Here is a 14,781-nt window from a genome sequence, read left to right on the forward strand (position 1 = left end):
CGGGTTTCGGCCATCACCAGGCGTTCGACTCAGGGTGCGAGCTTTACCTCGGCCCATACGGTCTTGCGCGGCGGCCGTCCCTCGGTCACTCCCCAGCGGTCGGCGAGAGCCTCGACGAGAAGGAGGCCTCGGCCGGACTCGGCTTCGGGGGAGGGGGGTTCGGGGTGGGGCAGCCGTTCGGGGCGGGTGTCCGTCACCTCGATGCGGAGGGTGACGCCGATGACGTACATCGTCAGATCGAAGTCACGACCCCGGACCCGTCCGTGCGTCGCCGCGTTGGCCGCCAGCTCGGCGACCAGGTGGTCCGCTGGGTGCAAGGGCAGCCCCCACGCGTGCAGTCGCTCGGTGGCGAGGATGCGGGCGAGCCGGGCTCCGCGAGGTGTGGGTGACAGTCGGACGCTGAAGTTGCGGATGGGGCTGACGAGTTCGGTGTCGGGGACGACGGTTTCCGGATTCACGTCACTCAGCGTGGCGGTGCGTGCCTACTGTGAACAGTGACTACGCCGGTACGTACGGTTACTGTCCAGGGCTTGTCCGGCGCTGTCGGGCTTGTCCAAAACGGGCGTATGGGTAGGGGGCGTTGAGTCACAGCGGTACGGCGGAGGGGTGCGCGATGCACGTGGACGGGCTCAAGGACGCGACGGACGAGCCGGGTTGGGAGGTGGACCCGGACGACGACTGGGGCGTCGCGGTCGTCGAGACCGTGGGGCGGCAGTTGAAGCTGAGGCGTGAGGCCGTCGGCATGCGGGTGGCGGACTTCGCGGTGGCCATCGGTTACGGCGAGGACCTGGTCTACAAGATTGAGGCCGGCAAGCGGATTCCCCGGCAGGAGTACCTGGACAAGTCCGACGAGGTGTTGGAGGCGGGCGGGCTTGTCTCGGCGGCCTGGGAGGACGTGAAGAAGGTCCGGTACCCGAAGAAGGTGCGGGAGCTGGGAAAGCTGGAGGGGCAGGCGGTCGAGATCGGGGTGTATGAGTGCAACAGCGTCAACGGGCTGTTGCAGACGCCGGATCATGCGCGAGCCTTGATCGAGGCAGCGCAGCCCCCGTACTCACCGGATGACGTGGAACGCATGGTGGCCGCTCGTCTGGCCCGTCAGGCGGTCTTCGAACGTGATCCTGCACCGTCCGTGCACTTCGTCCTGGAAGAGGCGCCGCTGCGCCGACAGGTCGGGGGCACAATGGTGTGGCGACGGCAGCTCGAACGTCTGCTGGAGGTGGGGCGGTTGAACCACGTCACGCTTCAGGTCATGCCGACAAACACCGATGCCCATCCTGGACTGGACGGCAAGATTGAGTTGCTGAAGTTCCCGGACGGTACGGCGGTGGGGCGCGCCGAGGGCAAGTTCAACGGTCGGCCTGTCTCTGACCCGAGGCAGCTCCGCATCCTTGAGTTGCGGTATGGCACCATCCGGGCGCAGGCCTTCCCGCCACGGGAGTCGCTGGCCTTCATCGAGAGACTGCTGGGAGAGACATGATGCGCAAGACCTCCGCCAGGGACGCCTCTGAACTGGTGTGGTTCAAGAGCAGCTACAGCAGTGGAACCGACGGTGAGTCCTGCGTAGAGATCGCGGTCGCCTCCGGCGCCGTCCACGTCCGCGACTCCAAGGACACACGGCTCCCCGGGCTCGGGCTCACGTCGACCGCGTGGGCGGACTTCGTGTCGTACGCGGCCGGGGGCTGACCGGTTCTCCGCCTCCCGGTGATCAGACGGCCGACGGCTGTCCGCGGACGGCGGAAATGCCGGGCGCGACCTCGGTGATCGCGGCGAAGTCGTCGTTGACCTGGAGCAGGGTCAGGTGATGATGCAGGTCATTGCGCTCCAGCGTGACGACCGTGTGCCCGGCGGCGTCGACGCTGTTCCAGACCGGTTCCGTCACTCATCCCTGAACGAGAGCAAGCTCTGCCCCTCCGGCGGGTTTGACGTGTGGAATCGCCACGAGATCACCCTTGGTACTCTGCCGCCTCTCGCATGAACATGCTTTCGAAGAGGTGGGAATGAAGTCAGGCAGACGGACCGTAGCGGTGGCCACGCTCGTGGGGGCGCTCGGGTTCTCGGTGCTGAACGCGCCGTCGGCTCAGGCGGCGGACACCGGGATCACCGTGTCGGACATCGTCATCAACAAGGGCAGGCCGATCGTGGTCGGCACGACGAAGGAGGTGACGCCGCCGATCTCCTTCAACATCGCCCTGCCGGCGGGGCTGAGCACCGCGAACCCCTCCGGTTACACCGCTCACCCCTTCATCTACCGCGGTGACAGGAGCAAGGCCGTCGACACCGGCGACGGTTACATAGGCCCGGGCATCTACACGTGCTTCGAGGTCGACGCCAAGCACGCCCGCTGCGAGGGTGAGTTCCACATCGACCCGCACTGGAGCCGGAAGCAGGTCAACACCAACGCGGCCGCCACGACCTGGAAGACCGCCGTCGTCATGCGGCTGTGGAAGGCGAGCGGCGGCCTCAAGACCGAGGAGTACGAGACCCGGTCCCAGACCGTGCAGCTCAAGCGCGCGGCCAGGGCCACCGTCGCCGCCACGCCGGAGACGGTGACCAAGGGCAGGAAGATCACCGTCACGGGCAAGCTGACCCGGGCGAACTGGAGCACCAAGAAGTACGGCGGCTACAGCGGCCGTACGGTCAGCCTCCAGTACCGCGCCTCGGACGCCACCTCGTTCAAGACCCTCAAGAAGGTCACCACCAGCAGCACCGGAGCCATGAACACCACGGCCACCGCCTCGGCCGACGGCTTCTACCGCTGGGTGTACTACGGCAACTCGACAACCGACGCCGTCACCACCGCGGCCGTCTACGTCGACGTCCGCTGACCTCCCGCCTCAGCGGAGCGTCGGTACCTCGCCGCCCCCGGCCCTCGTGAGCGTCACCCCCGCCAGGCCCCGTAGCCGACGGTCCGCCACGGCGGCCAGGGCCTCGGCGGTCGGTGGGGTCGGCCCCAGTCCGATGGCATAGCGGGCGGGGGCCGTGGTGAAGGGGCGGGGCCAGGCGTGACAGCCGGGGGCCGCCTCGGCGACGTCGGTGATCAGCGCCCGCATCCTGCCCCGTACCCGGCCCTCGTCCGTGCTCCCCTCCGCGCCCTCGCCCACTGTCACGACCGCCCAGGCGGCGTGGCGGCGGTGGAGCGGGGGAGGGGTGAGGACCTCGGTCCACGAGGCGCCCTCCTCCAGCAACTCCCAGGCACGGAACAACTCCTGGGTGATCAGATCGCGCATGTCCGGCGTCACCTGGTCCGTGCAGGAGCGGACCGGGGCGGACGGGGTGGCGACGGTGAGGGGCCCGGCCGGGGCTCCGGCGAGGTCGCCCACCGGCTCGCGCCAGTCCCAGGCCGCCCACGTCGAGAAGAAGTGCCGGAGGAGGTCGGCAGGGGGCAGCTCGCCCGCCTCCCGCGTGGTGCGGGCCGCCAGCACGGACCAGGCCAGGCCCGGCAGGCCGCCGAACGGCGCCGAGTCCAGGCCCCGCGCCTTCGCCCACGCCTTGACCTGCCCGGCCAGCCCGGTGAAGGCCGGACTCCGCCCGCTCACCGAGGCGAGCACCACCTCCGCGTCGCTCACCGCGCTGAGCGCGATCGCCGCCGCCTCGCCCAGCTCGGCCCGGCGGTCCACCGCCTCCGCCGGGTCCAGCGCTCCGGTGGTCACGACGGCCAGGTCCACGTCCAGGCCGTCGAGCCGCAGCCGCAGCCCGGGGACGCGTGCTCCGACCACCTCACGCACATCGGCCGCCTCGGGCAACTCCCGCTGCAGGGAGGCGAGTTCGACGGCTCCGGGCAGTGCCGCCACGAGGTCCAGGTCCGCGCCGGGCAGCGCGCAGCCCATGCGCCGAGAGCCGACGACGTGGACGACACCGCCCGGGAACGCGTCCGTCAGGAGGCGGGTGATCCGGTCGGCCACGGCGGAGCCGGCGGCCTCGGTCCCGTGCTCGTACGGCGTCGGCTCCTCCTCCCGCCACCGCACCTCGCCCGTCCCCAGGCCCACCGTCGCCCGCACCCGCATCGGCTCGTCCCCGCGCCGCGACAGCAGGGCCAGCTCGCCGACCCTGGCCGACAGGGGCGCGAGCCGGGCGGCGCACGCGGTGGCCAGGGCGTTCGGGTCGGTGGTGCGGCCCAGGCTCAGATGCGGGGTGAAGCCCTCGTGGCGGCCCCGGCAGCGCGGGAAGTGCCGTACGAGGGTGCCGTGCAGCTCGGCCCAGGGCCCCTCGCCGGCCGCCGCCGGGTCCAGCCAGACCGTCGCGTCGTCCCGGTGACCGAACCAGTGCACCCCCTCCAGCCGGGCGTCGAACGGTGCCGTCACGGCCCCCGCGAGCACCGAGGCCGCCTCCTCGAAGGCGTGTTCCGGTACGAAGCCGAAGAGGACGTTCACATGGGGAGGCCAGCGGTGGATCTGCGGGTCGTGGCCGCGGCGGATGTCCTGCAGCGGTGGCCACAGCTCCTCGGGAGGAAGCCACGCCAGGGCCGTACGGGAGGTCGGCCGGACGTCGAGCGACACGGGGGCGGTGTCGGCGGAGCCGGGCCCCACCTCCGCCCGTACGCCGTAGTGGTCCGAGACGAAGAGGCCGTCCGGCGAGGGCGTGTCCCCGTACAGCTCGGCCGAGCGCACCCCGAGCCCGGGCCCGCGCACCAGCACCCGGTCCAGCCGGGACGCCCGCCCCGTCAGGGACGAGACCGCCGCCAGCGGGTTGGCGACCGGGTCGAAGGTCGGTGTCAGGTCGTCCGGGCCGTGCGTCTCGCTCCAGGCGTCCCGCATCCCGAGCGTCACCTGGGGGGTGTCGCCGCCGTCGTTGAAGTCGCCCAGCAGGACGAGACCGGCGTCCAGGGCCGCGAACCCCTCGGCGATCCGGGCCAGTTCGGCGGTGCGGCGGCCGGCGCCGTCGGTGGAGTGGTCGCTGCTCAGATGCGTCGCCGCGACCACCAGGGGGCGCTGCCCCGCCTCCACGACGACCGAGGTCACCGCCTTGTGCGGGCCCAGCGCGTGGAAGGCGGCCTCACGCACCGGCAGCCGGCTCAGCAGCAGCAGTCCGCACGTGTCCACGTCCCGCCCGCGCGGGTCCGTGCCCAGCGTCCAGCCCGCTCGCACCCACGGCTCGCGCAGCAGCATCGCCAGCAGCTCCGCCTCGACCTCCTGCAACGCGATCACGTCGACGTCGGCGTCCCGCAGGGCGCGCAGCAGCAGCGGCCTGCGCCCGGCGCTGTCGATGAGATCGGCGTCGTACCGGTCCCAGAGGGTGTTCCAGGTCAGCACCCGAACGCTGTCCGGGCCGCCTTCCCAGTCGGCGCCCTGGGGTGTGCGCGCGGGCGCCCACTGCTCCCCGTCCCACGCGTGCGGCGTGCGCGCCGTGAAGAACGGCGCCCGCAGCAGACGGGTCTCCCGCACGCGCCCCGCGTCCGTCGCGTCGATCCGGTCCACGCCCGTCGACCGGTCCCAGACCACCTCGCCGTCCGCCTCGACGAACAGCACCCGGTGCCACGGGATCTCCCCGCCGGGCACGAACGCGGGCAGCGGAACCCGCTTGGGCGCCGCGCCCCGCTGCAGGACACCGAACACGAAGCGGGCCGGGTCGAAGCGCGCGTCCCAGCGCACCCGGTGGTAGATCTCCTCGCTCGTCCGCATGGTTCCTCAGACCTCTTCCTCTACTGTCCCGCTCGCCCCGACGTACCAGGTGCGGTGCGCGTCGCCCGGATACGGCGGGACGAAGCGGCGCAGCTGGGCGGTGAGCACCTCGGGCGGTACCGGGTGTGCGCGGCGGGCGTTGCGCCGGATCAGCTCGTCCTCCTCGACCAGAACCACGGCATGGGTGACCAGCGCGTTGCGCCGGTGCGCGACCGCGTGCACCAGCGAGCGCTGCTGGTGGGTGAGCGAGGTGGCGTCCCACACCGCCGTCCCGCCGGCGGCCAGCGCCGCGTCCAGCCGATCGAGCCCCGCGCGCAGCACGTCCGGGTTGGCCCGCTGGTCGGCGCGCGCGCCTCGCGCCTCGCGCAGCTCGTCCAGCGAGACATACGCGTCCACGCCCGCGAGACCCCGCGCGAAGCTGCTCTTGCCGCTGCCCGACGGCCCGACCAGCTGGATCAGCCTCGGGTAGGCACCTGAGCGCCAGCGCCAGGACGCGGCCACGGCGCCCTCGGCATCCGCCACGCGCCCCCGCGCGTACGCCTCGCGCGCTTCGGCCCGGCACCGGACCGCGGCCTCGGGCGACAGCCCGGTGAACGCCTCCCGCAGCGCGTCCTCGTCCAGCCGCGACACCTCCTCGGCGTGCAGCGCCGACCACTCCACCAGCTCGCGCGCCTCCTCCGTCGCCGCCGTGGCGCGGGCGACCGCGTGCAGCAGCCCGAGATCGGCGGCGAGGGACAGCCGGGCCAGGCCCGTGCGGCGGTCCTCGTCCGGGTACGGCCGGTGCAGCGCGGGGTGCAGCCCCACGAGGTCCGCGACCCGGCGCGCGAGCGGCATGCCCACGACCCCGGCCAGCCGTGCCGCGAGCCGGGCGCGGCGACCGCCCGGGCCGTGCCCGTGCAGCAGCGCGGCCAGTGCGCCGGCGAGCCGGTCGTCACCGGTCCGCCCGTCGGCCGCGTCGAAGCGGGCGAGGGCCTCCCGGTCCCCCTCGCCGGGCAGCCCGGCCGCCTCCGCCAGCGCGCCGGCGTCGGCGTGCGCGCCGGAGCGCACCGCCCACAGCGGCGCCCGCGCGCCCAGACCGTTCTCGACGACGGCCGCGTGCATCCAGTGCGTGTCCGTCGTCACGTGCCCGGCCCGCACCCACTTGGCGACGCGGGCGCCGAACTCCTCCGCGCGGAAGCCGTCCACGGACCGGACGACGTACCCCTCCTGCCGTGTGAGATCCAGCCGCAGCGCGCGCAGCGCCCGCTCGTCGAACACGCCCCGCCACAGGACACGCGGTACGGGGACGCCGAGGCCGCGCAGAAAGGCCACCGTCCGGTCCCAGTCCAGACAGCGCCCGGCCGCGTCCCACACCGAGAAGCCGTAGAACCAGCTGTCCAGGTCGTCGTAGGGGAGGGAGTGGCGGGCGAACATGTTCTCGCCGCACACCCGCCACCCCTCCGGGAGGGCGTGGCCGACCCGGGCCTGGAGCGCCTTGACCCAGGTGCGGGAGGGGTGGTGCGCGGAGTCGAGCGAGCGGGCGTGCAGACCGTCGGCGTACAGCGTGGTGTTCTCGCCGTCCAGTTTCTCGGTCACGACGACCTCGCGGCCGCGCAGGCCGGACAGGTCGGTGACCCGGAGATCATCGGCGGTGGCGCCGGGGGACCAGGGCAGATGCCGGGTCCGCGGATAGTGCGTACGCATCGTGAACGTTCCCCCGTGACAGCCGACGTGCCTGGACGGCCGACGTACCTGATCAGCGTAGGAGCGCGGGGTGGCGGCGGGCGAGCGGATTACCCGCGGCCTAGGGTCCCGGTATGAAGCCCAGAGCGGGCGTCGGGCTCACCTCGGTCATGGTGGCGCTGACGCTGACGACCGGCATGATCGAGGCCGTCAGCTTCCTCGTGCTGGGCCCGGTGTTCACCGCGGTGCAGACGGGGAACCTCCTCTTCCTCTCCTTCGCCCTCACCGGCGCCGCCGCTCTGTCGCCGGCCGCCGCGGGCGTCTCGTTCGCGGGGTTCACGGTCGGTGCGGTGCTCGGTTCCCGGTTCGAGTCGAGCGTGGACGCCCACGGCCGCCGCTGGTTCGTCCCCGCGCTGCTCGTCGAGGCCCTGCTGCTGGGGCTCGGCGGACTGGTCGCCTGGCGCACCGGGCTCGACGTGACGGGCGGCCCGGCGGACGACCCGCACTACACCGTCGTCGCCCTGGTCGCCGTGGCCATGGGCGTGCGCAACGTCACCACCCTGCGGGCCCGGGTCCCGGACGTCCCCACCACGGTGTCCACCCGCGCGCTGACCGCGCTGCTCAGCGGACTGCCCCCGCACCCCGACAGTCACGGGGGAGCGGGCGCCAGGAACGAGGGCCGCCGCCTCGCGTCGGTCGCCGCGATGTTCGCCGGCGGCCTGCTGGGCGCGTGGCTGCTGCTGCACGCGGAGGTGCGCCCGGCGCCGGTCCTGCTGATCCCCGCCGCACTGGTTCTCACCCTGGGCGCGCTCTCCTGGGCGGTGCAGCGCCGGTGCACGCCGGAGCCGTCGGAGCACGGCTGAATCGTGACACCCCCGGCGAAGTCGCGCTGGATCATGAACGCATGAGTCTTTCAGCGAGCCGTATCGTCGGTGCGGCCCTCATAGTCGCCGGAATCACCGTCAGTCTCTGGCTGGCCCTCGGCGCACCCCAGGAGTGGAGCGGAGGGATGCGGTGGGCGGGGGTGGCGCTGCGGCTGACATCACTGGGGGCCATCGCAGTCGGAGCCTGCTTCGTGTATCCCGACCGCGCGACGAAGACCCCGGACGACGCCTCGAACGGCGCGGATGCCGACATTCCGCAGGACGCCGGTACCGGCTCCCCGGACGGCCTCAACGGCTCCCGGGTTTGACCTGCGTCACTCTCGGGGTAATCTCTCCGGCTCGATTGGCGGAGCCGGTGGGCCGTATGGCAGACTAGCGGGGTTGCTCGGTCGAGTGTTGATGCTGCGCGCCTCCCGCCGGGAGGACCGGAAGCGAGTCCCACAGTACTCGTCGCCCCAACTGCCTTATGGCAGCGCTGGAGCGGACGTACGGGAATCTTTCGGGAAGTGTCAGTGCGGCGCCGGCCAGGCACCCGGTGGGCTTCTGCTCCCGGCCCGCGGCTGCAGGAAGGGCCGTGTTTCCCGGACAAGGGATGCTCGAACAAGGGGCATCCGTGTCGAAGGAAGCGCGACACACCCGACCGCGTGGGTCGGAGGAGCGGGTGACGGAACACCGGGTTCCAGAGCGTTAAACGAGACAAAGGACTACTGAGTAGCCATGGCGGGACAGAAGATCCGCATCCGGCTCAAGGCCTACGACCACGAGGTCATCGACTCCTCGGCGAAGAAGATCGTCGAGACGGTGACCCGCACTGGTGCGTCGGTCGCGGGCCCGGTGCCGCTGCCCACTGAGAAGAACGTGTACTGCGTCATCAAGTCGCCGCACAAGTACAAGGACTCGCGCGAGCACTTCGAGATGCGCACGCACAAGCGCCTGATCGACATCCTCGACCCGACGCCCAAGACCGTTGACTCTCTGATGCGACTCGACCTCCCGGCCGGTGTCGACATCGAGATCAAGCTCTAGGGATCGGTGATCTGAGAATGGCTAAGCAGATCAAGGGCATCCTGGGCGAGAAGCTCGGCATGACGCAGGTGTGGGACGAGAACAACCGTGTTGTTCCGGTCACCGTCGTCAAGGCCGGCCCCAACGTCGTCACCCAGGTGCGTACGAACGATGTCGACGGCTACGAGTCGGTCCAGATCGCCTTCGGCGAGATCGACCCGCGCAAGGTGAACAAGCCCCTCAAGGGCCACTTCGCCAAGGCCGACGTCACCCCCCGCCGCCACCTCGTCGAGATCCGCACCGCGGACGCCTCCGAGTACACGCTGGGCCAGGAGATCTCCGCCGAGGTCTTCGAGGCCGGCGTCAAGGTGGACGTGACCGGCAAGAGCAAGGGCAAGGGCTTCGCCGGTGTCATGAAGCGTCACAACTTCAAGGGCCTCGGCGCCGGTCACGGCACCCAGCGCAAGCACCGCTCTCCCGGCTCCATCGGTGGCTGCGCCACCCCGGGCCGTGTGTTCAAGGGCCTCCGCATGGCGGGCCGCATGGGCAACGAGCGGGTCACCACCCAGAACCTGACCGTCCACGCCGTTGACGCGGAGAAGGGTCTGCTGCTCATCAAGGGCGCTGTCCCCGGTCCGAACGGCGGCCTCGTCCTGGTCCGCACCGCGGCCAAGGGGGCCTGAGGTACCGATGAGCACTGTTGACATCCTTTCGCCTGCCGGCGAGAAGACCGGAAGCGTCGAGCTCCCCGCGGAGATCTTCGGCGTGGAGAAGGTCAGCATCCCGCTGATCCACCAGGTCGTCGTCGCGCAGAACGCGGCTGCCCGTCAGGGCACGCACAAGACCAAGACCCGCGGTGAAGTCCGTGGTGGCGGTAAGAAGCCTTACCGGCAGAAGGGCACCGGCCGCGCCCGTCAGGGCTCGACCCGCGCGCCCCAGTTCGCCGGTGGTGGTGTCGTCCACGGCCCGCAGCCGCGTGACTACTCGCAGCGGACCCCGAAGAAGATGAAGGCCGCGGCCCTGCGCCACGCCCTCACCGACCGGGCCCGTCACAACCGCATCCACGTCGTCTCCGGCGTGATCGAGGGCGAGAACCCCTCCACCAAGGCCGCCAAGTCGCTGTTCGGCAAGATCTCGGAGCGCAAGAACCTGCTCCTGGTCGTCGAGCGCGCCGACGAGGCCGCGTGGCTCTCCGCCCGCAACCTGCCCCAGGTGCACATCCTGGAGCCGGGCCAGCTGAACACGTACGACGTGATCGTCTCGGACGATGTGGTCTTCACCCAGGGCGCCCTGGAGTCCTTCGTGTCCGGCCCGAACAAGGCCAACGACACCGAAGGGACTGAAGGCTGATGGCTATCCGTCACCCCTCCATCGCCTCCAAGGCGGCCAAGGCCGCCAAGGCCGCGCGCGTCGCCAAGGCGAAGCGCCACGCCACCGAGGGCAAGAACACCGTCGTCACCGCGCCCAGCAAGGCGTTCACGGACCCCCGTGACGTGCTGCTGAAGCCGGTCGTGTCGGAGAAGAGCTACGCGCTGCTCGACGAGGGCAAGTACACCTTCATCGTCGCGCCGGGCGCCAACAAGACCCAGATCAAGCAGGCCGTCCAGGCGGTCTTCTCGGTCAAGGTCACCGGGGTCAACACGATCAACCGCATCGGCAAGCGCAAGCGCACCAAGACCGGTTTCGGTCAGCGTGCCGGCTCCAAGCGCGCCATCGTGACCCTTGCCGAGGGCGACCGTATCGACATCTTCGGCGGTCCGACCGCGTAAGCGGGTCGGATCGTCCAGATAATCGGGAAACTTCCGAGGACTGAGAGACAATGGGAATCCGCAAGTACAAGCCGACTACGCCGGGCCGTCGTGGTTCCAGCGTCGCCGACTTCGTCGAGATCACGCGGTCCACGCCGGAGAAGTCGCTGGTCCGCCCGCTGCACAGCAAGGGCGGCCGTAACAACGCCGGTCGTGTGACCGTTCGCCACCAGGGTGGCGGACACAAGCGCGCCTACCGCGTCATCGACTTCCGTCGTCACGACAAGGACGGCGTGCCGGCGAAGGTCGCGCACATCGAGTACGACCCCAACCGCACCGCGCGCATCGCGCTGCTGCACTACGCGGACGGCGAGAAGCGCTACATCCTCGCCCCGCGCAACCTGCAGCAGGGCGACCGGGTGGAGAACGGTCCCGGGGCCGACATCAAGCCGGGCAACAACCTGGCGCTCCGCAACATCCCGGTCGGTACCACGATCCACGCGATCGAGCTCCGTCCCGGTGGCGGCGCCAAGTTCGCCCGCTCCGCCGGTGCCTCCGTGCAGCTGCTCGCGAAGGAGGGCGCCTACGCCCACCTCCGCATGCCGTCCGGTGAGATCCGCCTGGTCGACGTGCGCTGCCGCGCCACCGTCGGCGAGGTCGGCAACGCCGAGCAGAGCAACATCAACTGGGGCAAGGCCGGCCGCAAGCGCTGGCTGGGCGTCCGCCCGACCGTCCGCGGTGTGGCGATGAACCCGGTTGACCACCCCCACGGTGGTGGTGAGGGCAAGACCTCCGGTGGTCGCCACCCGGTCAGCCCCTGGGGTCAGAAGGAGGGTCGTACTCGCTCGCCCAAGAAGGCTTCGAGCAAGTACATCGTCCGCCGCCGCAAGACGAACAAGAAGCGCTAGGAGCGGGTTTAGATGCCGCGCAGTCTCAAGAAGGGGCCCTTCGTCGACGACCACCTGATCAAGAAGGTGGACGTACAGAACGAAGCAGGCACCAAGAACGTCATCAAGACCTGGTCCCGTCGCTCGATGATCATCCCGGCCATGCTCGGCCACACGATCGCGGTGCACAACGGCAAGACCCACATTCCGGTGTTCGTCACCGAGTCGATGGTCGGCCACAAGCTCGGCGAGTTCTCGCCGACGCGCACCTTCCGGGGTCACGTCAAGGACGACCGGAAGTCGAAGCGCCGCTAACGCGGGGTGGAATCGACCATGACAGACACTGGAAGGACAACCATGGAAGCCAGGGCCCAGGCGCGGTACATCCGCGTCACGCCCATGAAGGCCCGCCGCGTGGTGGACCTCATCCGTGGCATGGATGCCACGGAGGCTCAGGCGGTCCTGCGTTTCGCCCCGCAGGCCGCGAGCGTGCCGGTGGGCAAGGTGCTGGACAGCGCCATTGCCAACGCCGCACACAACTACGACCACACGGACGCCTCTTCGCTGGTCATCAGCGAGGCGTACGTGGATGAGGGCCCGACCCTGAAGCGGTTCCGTCCGCGTGCCCAGGGCCGTGCCTACCGGATCCGCAAGCGGACCAGCCACATCACCGTGGTCGTCAGCAGCAAGGAAGGAACCCGGTAATGGGCCAGAAGGTAAACCCGCATGGGTTCCGGCTCGGTGTCACGACCGACTTCAAGTCGCGTTGGTACGCCGACAAGCTGTACAAGGACTACGTCAAGGAAGACGTCGCCATCCGTCGGATGATGACGTCCGGCATGGAGCGCGCCGGCATCTCGAAGGTGGAGATCGAGCGCACCCGTGACCGCGTCCGCGTGGACATCCACACCGCGCGTCCGGGCATCGTCATCGGCCGCCGTGGCGCCGAGGCCGACCGCATCCGCGGTGACCTCGAGAAGCTCACGGGCAAGCAGGTCCAGCTGAACATCCTCGAGGTCAAGAACCCCGAGACGGACGCTCAGCTGGTTGCTCAGGCCGTCGCCGAGCAGCTCTCCTCCCGCGTCTCCTTCCGTCGGGCCATGCGCAAGAGCATGCAGTCCGCCATGAAGGCCGGCGCCAAGGGCATCAAGATCCAGTGCGGTGGCCGCCTCGGTGGCGCCGAGATGTCCCGCTCGGAGTTCTACCGCGAGGGCCGTGTGCCCCTGCACACGCTCCGCGCGAACGTGGACTACGGCTTCTTCGAGGCCAAGACGACCTTCGGCCGCATCGGTGTGAAGGTCTGGATCTACAAGGGCGACGTCAAGAACATCGCCGAGGTCCGCGCCGAGAACGCCGCTGCCCGCGCCGGCAACCGCCCGGCCCGTGGTGGCGCTGACCGCCCCGCCGGCCGTGGTGGCCGCGGTGGCGAGCGTGGCGGTCGCGGTCGTAAGCCGCAGCAGGCTGCCGGCGCCGAGGCCCCCAAGGCCGAGGCTCCCGCTGCCGCCGCTCCGGCTGAGAGCACCGGAACGGAGGCCTGAGGGACATGCTGATCCCCCGTAGGGTCAAGCACCGCAAGCAGCACCACCCGAAGCGCCGTGGCCAGGCCAAGGGTGGTACGACGGTCGCGTTCGGCGAGTACGGCATCCAGGCCCTCACGCCGGCGTACGTGACCAACCGCCAGATCGAGGCGGCCCGTATCGCCATGACCCGCCACATCAAGCGTGGCGGCAAGGTCTGGATCAACATCTACCCGGACCGCCCGCTCACGAAGAAGCCCGCCGAGACCCGCATGGGTTCCGGTAAGGGTTCCCCTGAGTGGTGGATCGCGAACGTGCACCCGGGCCGGGTCATGTTCGAGCTGTCCTACCCCAACGAGAAGATCGCCCGTGAGGCCCTGACTCGCGCAGCCCACAAGCTGCCGATGAAGTGCCGGATCGTCAAGCGCGAGGCAGGTGAAGCGTGATGTCGGCCGGTACCAAGGCGTCCGAGCTGCGCGAACTGGGTGACGAGGAGCTGCTCAACAAGCTCCGCGAAGCCAAGGAAGAGCTGTTCAACCTCCGCTTCCAGGCGGCGACCGGTCAGCTCGAGAACCACGGTCGGCTCAAGGCCGTCCGCAAGGACATCGCGCGGATCTACACCCTGATGCGTGAGCGCGAGCTGGGCATCGAGACGGTGGAGAGCGCCTGATGAGCGAGAGCAACGTGACTGAGACGAACACCGAGGCGCGCGGATTCCGCAAGACCCGTGAGGGCATCGTCGTCAGCGACAAGATGGACAAGACCGTCGTCGTCGCCGTCGAAGACCGCAAGAAGCACGCCCTGTACGGCAAGGTCATCCGCAGCACGAGCAAGCTCAAGGCTCACGACGAGCAGAACGCCGCCGGCGTCGGCGACCGTGTCCTCCTCATGGAGACCCGGCCGCTGTCCGCCACGAAGCACTGGCGCGTCGTCGAGATCCTCGAGAAGGCCAAGTAGGTAATTCGCGCAAGCGAATTCCAAAGATCCGCCTGCGGCCAACCCCGCAGGTCAGTTCCGCCAGGCTCGGCAGGGGCTCCCTCGTGACGAGGCGGCCCCTGCCGGGAACCGGCAGACAATCAGGAGATAGACGTGATCCAGCAGGAGTCGCGACTGCGTGTCGCCGACAACACTGGTGCGAAGGAAATCCTTTGCATCCGTGTGCTCGGTGGCTCCGGTCGCCGCTACGCGGGCATCGGTGACGTCATCGTCGCCACCGTCAAGGACGCGATCCCCGGCGGCAACGTGAAGAAGGGTGACGTCATCAAGGCGGTCATCGTTCGCACCGTCAAGGAGCGCCGCCGTCCGGACGGCTCGTACATCCGCTTCGACGAGAACGCCGCCGTCATTCTCAAGAACGACGGCGACCCTCGTGGCACCCGTATCTTCGGCCCGGTGGGCCGGGAGCTGCGCGAGAAGAAGTTCATGAAGATCATCTCGCTCGCGCCGGAGGTGCTGTAAGC

21 protein-coding genes are annotated in these 14,781 nt (G+C 70.1%); 17 read left to right on the forward strand and 4 right to left on the reverse strand.

The window, feature by feature from the left end:
* Nucleotides 1–29 precede the first annotated feature (29 nt).
* On the reverse strand, nt 30–467 hold the full coding sequence (locus ACFU5F_RS01100; RefSeq protein WP_383880430.1) for an ATP-binding protein: 438 nt from the start codon (nt 465–467) through the stop codon (nt 30–32).
* A gap of 146 nt (nt 468–613) precedes the next feature.
* Here ACFU5F_RS01100 and ACFU5F_RS01105 point away from each other — a divergent pair, with 146 nt between their 5' ends.
* Both ACFU5F_RS01105 and ACFU5F_RS01110 read left to right on the forward strand, forming a co-directional pair.
* Complete coding sequence (locus ACFU5F_RS01105; RefSeq protein WP_383880171.1) at nt 614–1,477, forward strand: helix-turn-helix domain-containing protein; 864 nt, start codon at nt 614–616, stop codon at nt 1,475–1,477.
* Nucleotides 1,474–1,683, forward strand: coding sequence for a DUF397 domain-containing protein (locus ACFU5F_RS01110; RefSeq protein WP_383880174.1), 210 nt, complete (start codon nt 1,474–1,476; stop codon nt 1,681–1,683). Before ACFU5F_RS01105 ends, ACFU5F_RS01110 begins: the two co-directional genes overlap by 4 nt.
* A gap of 22 nt (nt 1,684–1,705) precedes the next feature.
* Here ACFU5F_RS01110 and ACFU5F_RS01115 read toward each other — a convergent pair whose 3' ends face one another.
* A complete protein-coding gene (locus tag ACFU5F_RS01115) occupies nt 1,706–1,879 on the reverse strand; it encodes a hypothetical protein (protein WP_383880177.1) in 174 nt (57 codons plus the stop codon).
* 118 nt (nt 1,880–1,997) lie between these two features.
* On the opposite strand from ACFU5F_RS01115, the gene ACFU5F_RS01120 reads away from it, so the two are divergent.
* The gene (locus ACFU5F_RS01120) at nt 1,998–2,825 is read left to right on the forward strand and encodes a hypothetical protein (protein WP_383880179.1); all 828 of its coding nucleotides are present in this window, start codon (nt 1,998–2,000) and stop codon (nt 2,823–2,825) included.
* A gap of 9 nt (nt 2,826–2,834) precedes the next feature.
* On the opposite strand, the gene ACFU5F_RS01125 is transcribed toward ACFU5F_RS01120, so the two are convergent.
* Entirely contained in the window at nt 2,835–5,618 is a 2,784-nt protein-coding gene (locus ACFU5F_RS01125; protein ID WP_383880182.1) for a poly(A) polymerase, read from the reverse strand.
* Nucleotides 5,619–5,624: 6 nt separating this feature from the next.
* Nucleotides 5,625–7,301, reverse strand: a complete 1,677-nt coding sequence (locus ACFU5F_RS01130; RefSeq protein WP_383880185.1) for an RNA ligase family protein — start codon at nt 7,299–7,301, stop codon at nt 5,625–5,627.
* 113 nt (nt 7,302–7,414) lie between these two features.
* Here ACFU5F_RS01130 and ACFU5F_RS01135 point away from each other — a divergent pair, with 113 nt between their 5' ends.
* The 14 genes from ACFU5F_RS01135 (at nt 7,415) to rplN (ending at nt 14,779) form a co-directional block, all read left to right on the forward strand.
* Nucleotides 7,415–8,143, forward strand: coding sequence for a YoaK family protein (locus tag ACFU5F_RS01135; RefSeq protein ID WP_383880188.1), 729 nt, complete (start codon nt 7,415–7,417; stop codon nt 8,141–8,143).
* A 41-nt stretch (nt 8,144–8,184) separates the two neighbouring features.
* Nucleotides 8,185–8,472 (forward strand): hypothetical protein, encoded by a 288-nt coding sequence (locus ACFU5F_RS01140; RefSeq protein WP_383880191.1) that lies wholly within the window; start codon nt 8,185–8,187, stop codon nt 8,470–8,472.
* Between the two features lie 409 nt (nt 8,473–8,881).
* Complete coding sequence (gene rpsJ, locus ACFU5F_RS01145; protein ID WP_003948644.1) at nt 8,882–9,190, forward strand: 30S ribosomal protein S10; 309 nt, start codon at nt 8,882–8,884, stop codon at nt 9,188–9,190.
* A gap of 17 nt (nt 9,191–9,207) precedes the next feature.
* A complete protein-coding gene (gene rplC, locus ACFU5F_RS01150) occupies nt 9,208–9,852 on the forward strand; it encodes a 50S ribosomal protein L3 (RefSeq protein WP_005481233.1) in 645 nt (214 codons plus the stop codon).
* Between the two features lie 7 nt (nt 9,853–9,859).
* The gene (gene rplD, locus ACFU5F_RS01155) at nt 9,860–10,519 is read left to right on the forward strand and encodes a 50S ribosomal protein L4 (protein WP_013001417.1); all 660 of its coding nucleotides are present in this window, start codon (nt 9,860–9,862) and stop codon (nt 10,517–10,519) included.
* A complete protein-coding gene (gene rplW, locus ACFU5F_RS01160; RefSeq protein WP_383880194.1) occupies nt 10,519–10,938 on the forward strand; it encodes a 50S ribosomal protein L23 in 420 nt (139 codons plus the stop codon). The genes rplD and rplW overlap by 1 nt, the downstream gene beginning before the upstream one ends.
* A gap of 50 nt (nt 10,939–10,988) precedes the next feature.
* Nucleotides 10,989–11,825, forward strand: coding sequence for a 50S ribosomal protein L2 (gene rplB / locus ACFU5F_RS01165; protein WP_033528344.1), 837 nt, complete (start codon nt 10,989–10,991; stop codon nt 11,823–11,825).
* 12 nt (nt 11,826–11,837) lie between these two features.
* On the forward strand, nt 11,838–12,119 hold the full coding sequence (gene rpsS / locus ACFU5F_RS01170) for a 30S ribosomal protein S19 (RefSeq protein WP_005481224.1): 282 nt from the start codon (nt 11,838–11,840) through the stop codon (nt 12,117–12,119).
* A gap of 42 nt (nt 12,120–12,161) precedes the next feature.
* The gene (gene rplV / locus ACFU5F_RS01175) at nt 12,162–12,509 is read left to right on the forward strand and encodes a 50S ribosomal protein L22 (RefSeq protein ID WP_004571827.1); all 348 of its coding nucleotides are present in this window, start codon (nt 12,162–12,164) and stop codon (nt 12,507–12,509) included.
* Nucleotides 12,509–13,342, forward strand: coding sequence for a 30S ribosomal protein S3 (gene rpsC, locus ACFU5F_RS01180; protein ID WP_013001414.1), 834 nt, complete (start codon nt 12,509–12,511; stop codon nt 13,340–13,342). Before rplV ends, rpsC begins: the two co-directional genes overlap by 1 nt.
* 5 nt (nt 13,343–13,347) lie before the next feature.
* Nucleotides 13,348–13,767, forward strand: a complete 420-nt coding sequence (gene rplP / locus ACFU5F_RS01185; RefSeq protein WP_004927269.1) for a 50S ribosomal protein L16 — start codon at nt 13,348–13,350, stop codon at nt 13,765–13,767.
* Entirely contained in the window at nt 13,767–13,991 is a 225-nt protein-coding gene (gene rpmC / locus ACFU5F_RS01190; protein WP_005481220.1) for a 50S ribosomal protein L29, read from the forward strand. The genes rplP and rpmC overlap by 1 nt, the downstream gene beginning before the upstream one ends.
* Entirely contained in the window at nt 13,991–14,278 is a 288-nt protein-coding gene (gene rpsQ / locus ACFU5F_RS01195; RefSeq protein WP_013001413.1) for a 30S ribosomal protein S17, read from the forward strand. Before rpmC ends, rpsQ begins: the two co-directional genes overlap by 1 nt.
* A 132-nt stretch (nt 14,279–14,410) precedes the next feature.
* Complete coding sequence (gene rplN / locus ACFU5F_RS01200; protein WP_003992364.1) at nt 14,411–14,779, forward strand: 50S ribosomal protein L14; 369 nt, start codon at nt 14,411–14,413, stop codon at nt 14,777–14,779.
* Nucleotides 14,780–14,781: the final 2 nt, after the last annotated feature.

Source organism: Streptomyces sp. NPDC057438, assembly GCF_042802995.1.
GTDB lineage: Bacteria > Actinomycetota > Actinomycetes > Streptomycetales > Streptomycetaceae > Streptomyces.

Bases quoted from the DNA above. Each gene is read 5' to 3' on its own strand.
- ACFU5F_RS01105 (WP_383880171.1), top strand. From the start codon at position 614: ATGCACGTGGACGGGCTCAAGGACGCGACGGACGAGCCGGGTTGGGAG.
- ACFU5F_RS01110 (WP_383880174.1), top strand. From the start codon at position 1,474: ATGATGCGCAAGACCTCCGCCAGGGACGCCTCTGAACTGGTGTGGTTC.
- ACFU5F_RS01120 (WP_383880179.1), top strand. From the start codon at position 1,998: ATGAAGTCAGGCAGACGGACCGTAGCGGTGGCCACGCTCGTGGGGGCG.
- ACFU5F_RS01125 (WP_383880182.1), bottom strand. From the start codon at position 5,618: ATGCGGACGAGCGAGGAGATCTACCACCGGGTGCGCTGGGACGCGCGC.
- ACFU5F_RS01130 (WP_383880185.1), bottom strand. From the start codon at position 7,301: ATGCGTACGCACTATCCGCGGACCCGGCATCTGCCCTGGTCCCCCGGC.
- ACFU5F_RS01135 (WP_383880188.1), top strand. From the start codon at position 7,415: ATGAAGCCCAGAGCGGGCGTCGGGCTCACCTCGGTCATGGTGGCGCTG.
- ACFU5F_RS01140 (WP_383880191.1), top strand. From the start codon at position 8,185: ATGAGTCTTTCAGCGAGCCGTATCGTCGGTGCGGCCCTCATAGTCGCC.
- rpsJ (WP_003948644.1), top strand. From the start codon at position 8,882: ATGGCGGGACAGAAGATCCGCATCCGGCTCAAGGCCTACGACCACGAG.
- rplC (WP_005481233.1), top strand. From the start codon at position 9,208: ATGGCTAAGCAGATCAAGGGCATCCTGGGCGAGAAGCTCGGCATGACG.
- rplD (WP_013001417.1), top strand. From the start codon at position 9,860: ATGAGCACTGTTGACATCCTTTCGCCTGCCGGCGAGAAGACCGGAAGC.
- rplW (WP_383880194.1), top strand. From the start codon at position 10,519: ATGGCTATCCGTCACCCCTCCATCGCCTCCAAGGCGGCCAAGGCCGCC.
- rplB (WP_033528344.1), top strand. From the start codon at position 10,989: ATGGGAATCCGCAAGTACAAGCCGACTACGCCGGGCCGTCGTGGTTCC.
- rpsS (WP_005481224.1), top strand. From the start codon at position 11,838: ATGCCGCGCAGTCTCAAGAAGGGGCCCTTCGTCGACGACCACCTGATC.
- rplV (WP_004571827.1), top strand. From the start codon at position 12,162: ATGGAAGCCAGGGCCCAGGCGCGGTACATCCGCGTCACGCCCATGAAG.
- rpsC (WP_013001414.1), top strand. From the start codon at position 12,509: ATGGGCCAGAAGGTAAACCCGCATGGGTTCCGGCTCGGTGTCACGACC.
- rplP (WP_004927269.1), top strand. From the start codon at position 13,348: ATGCTGATCCCCCGTAGGGTCAAGCACCGCAAGCAGCACCACCCGAAG.
- rpmC (WP_005481220.1), top strand. From the start codon at position 13,767: ATGTCGGCCGGTACCAAGGCGTCCGAGCTGCGCGAACTGGGTGACGAG.
- rpsQ (WP_013001413.1), top strand. From the start codon at position 13,991: ATGAGCGAGAGCAACGTGACTGAGACGAACACCGAGGCGCGCGGATTC.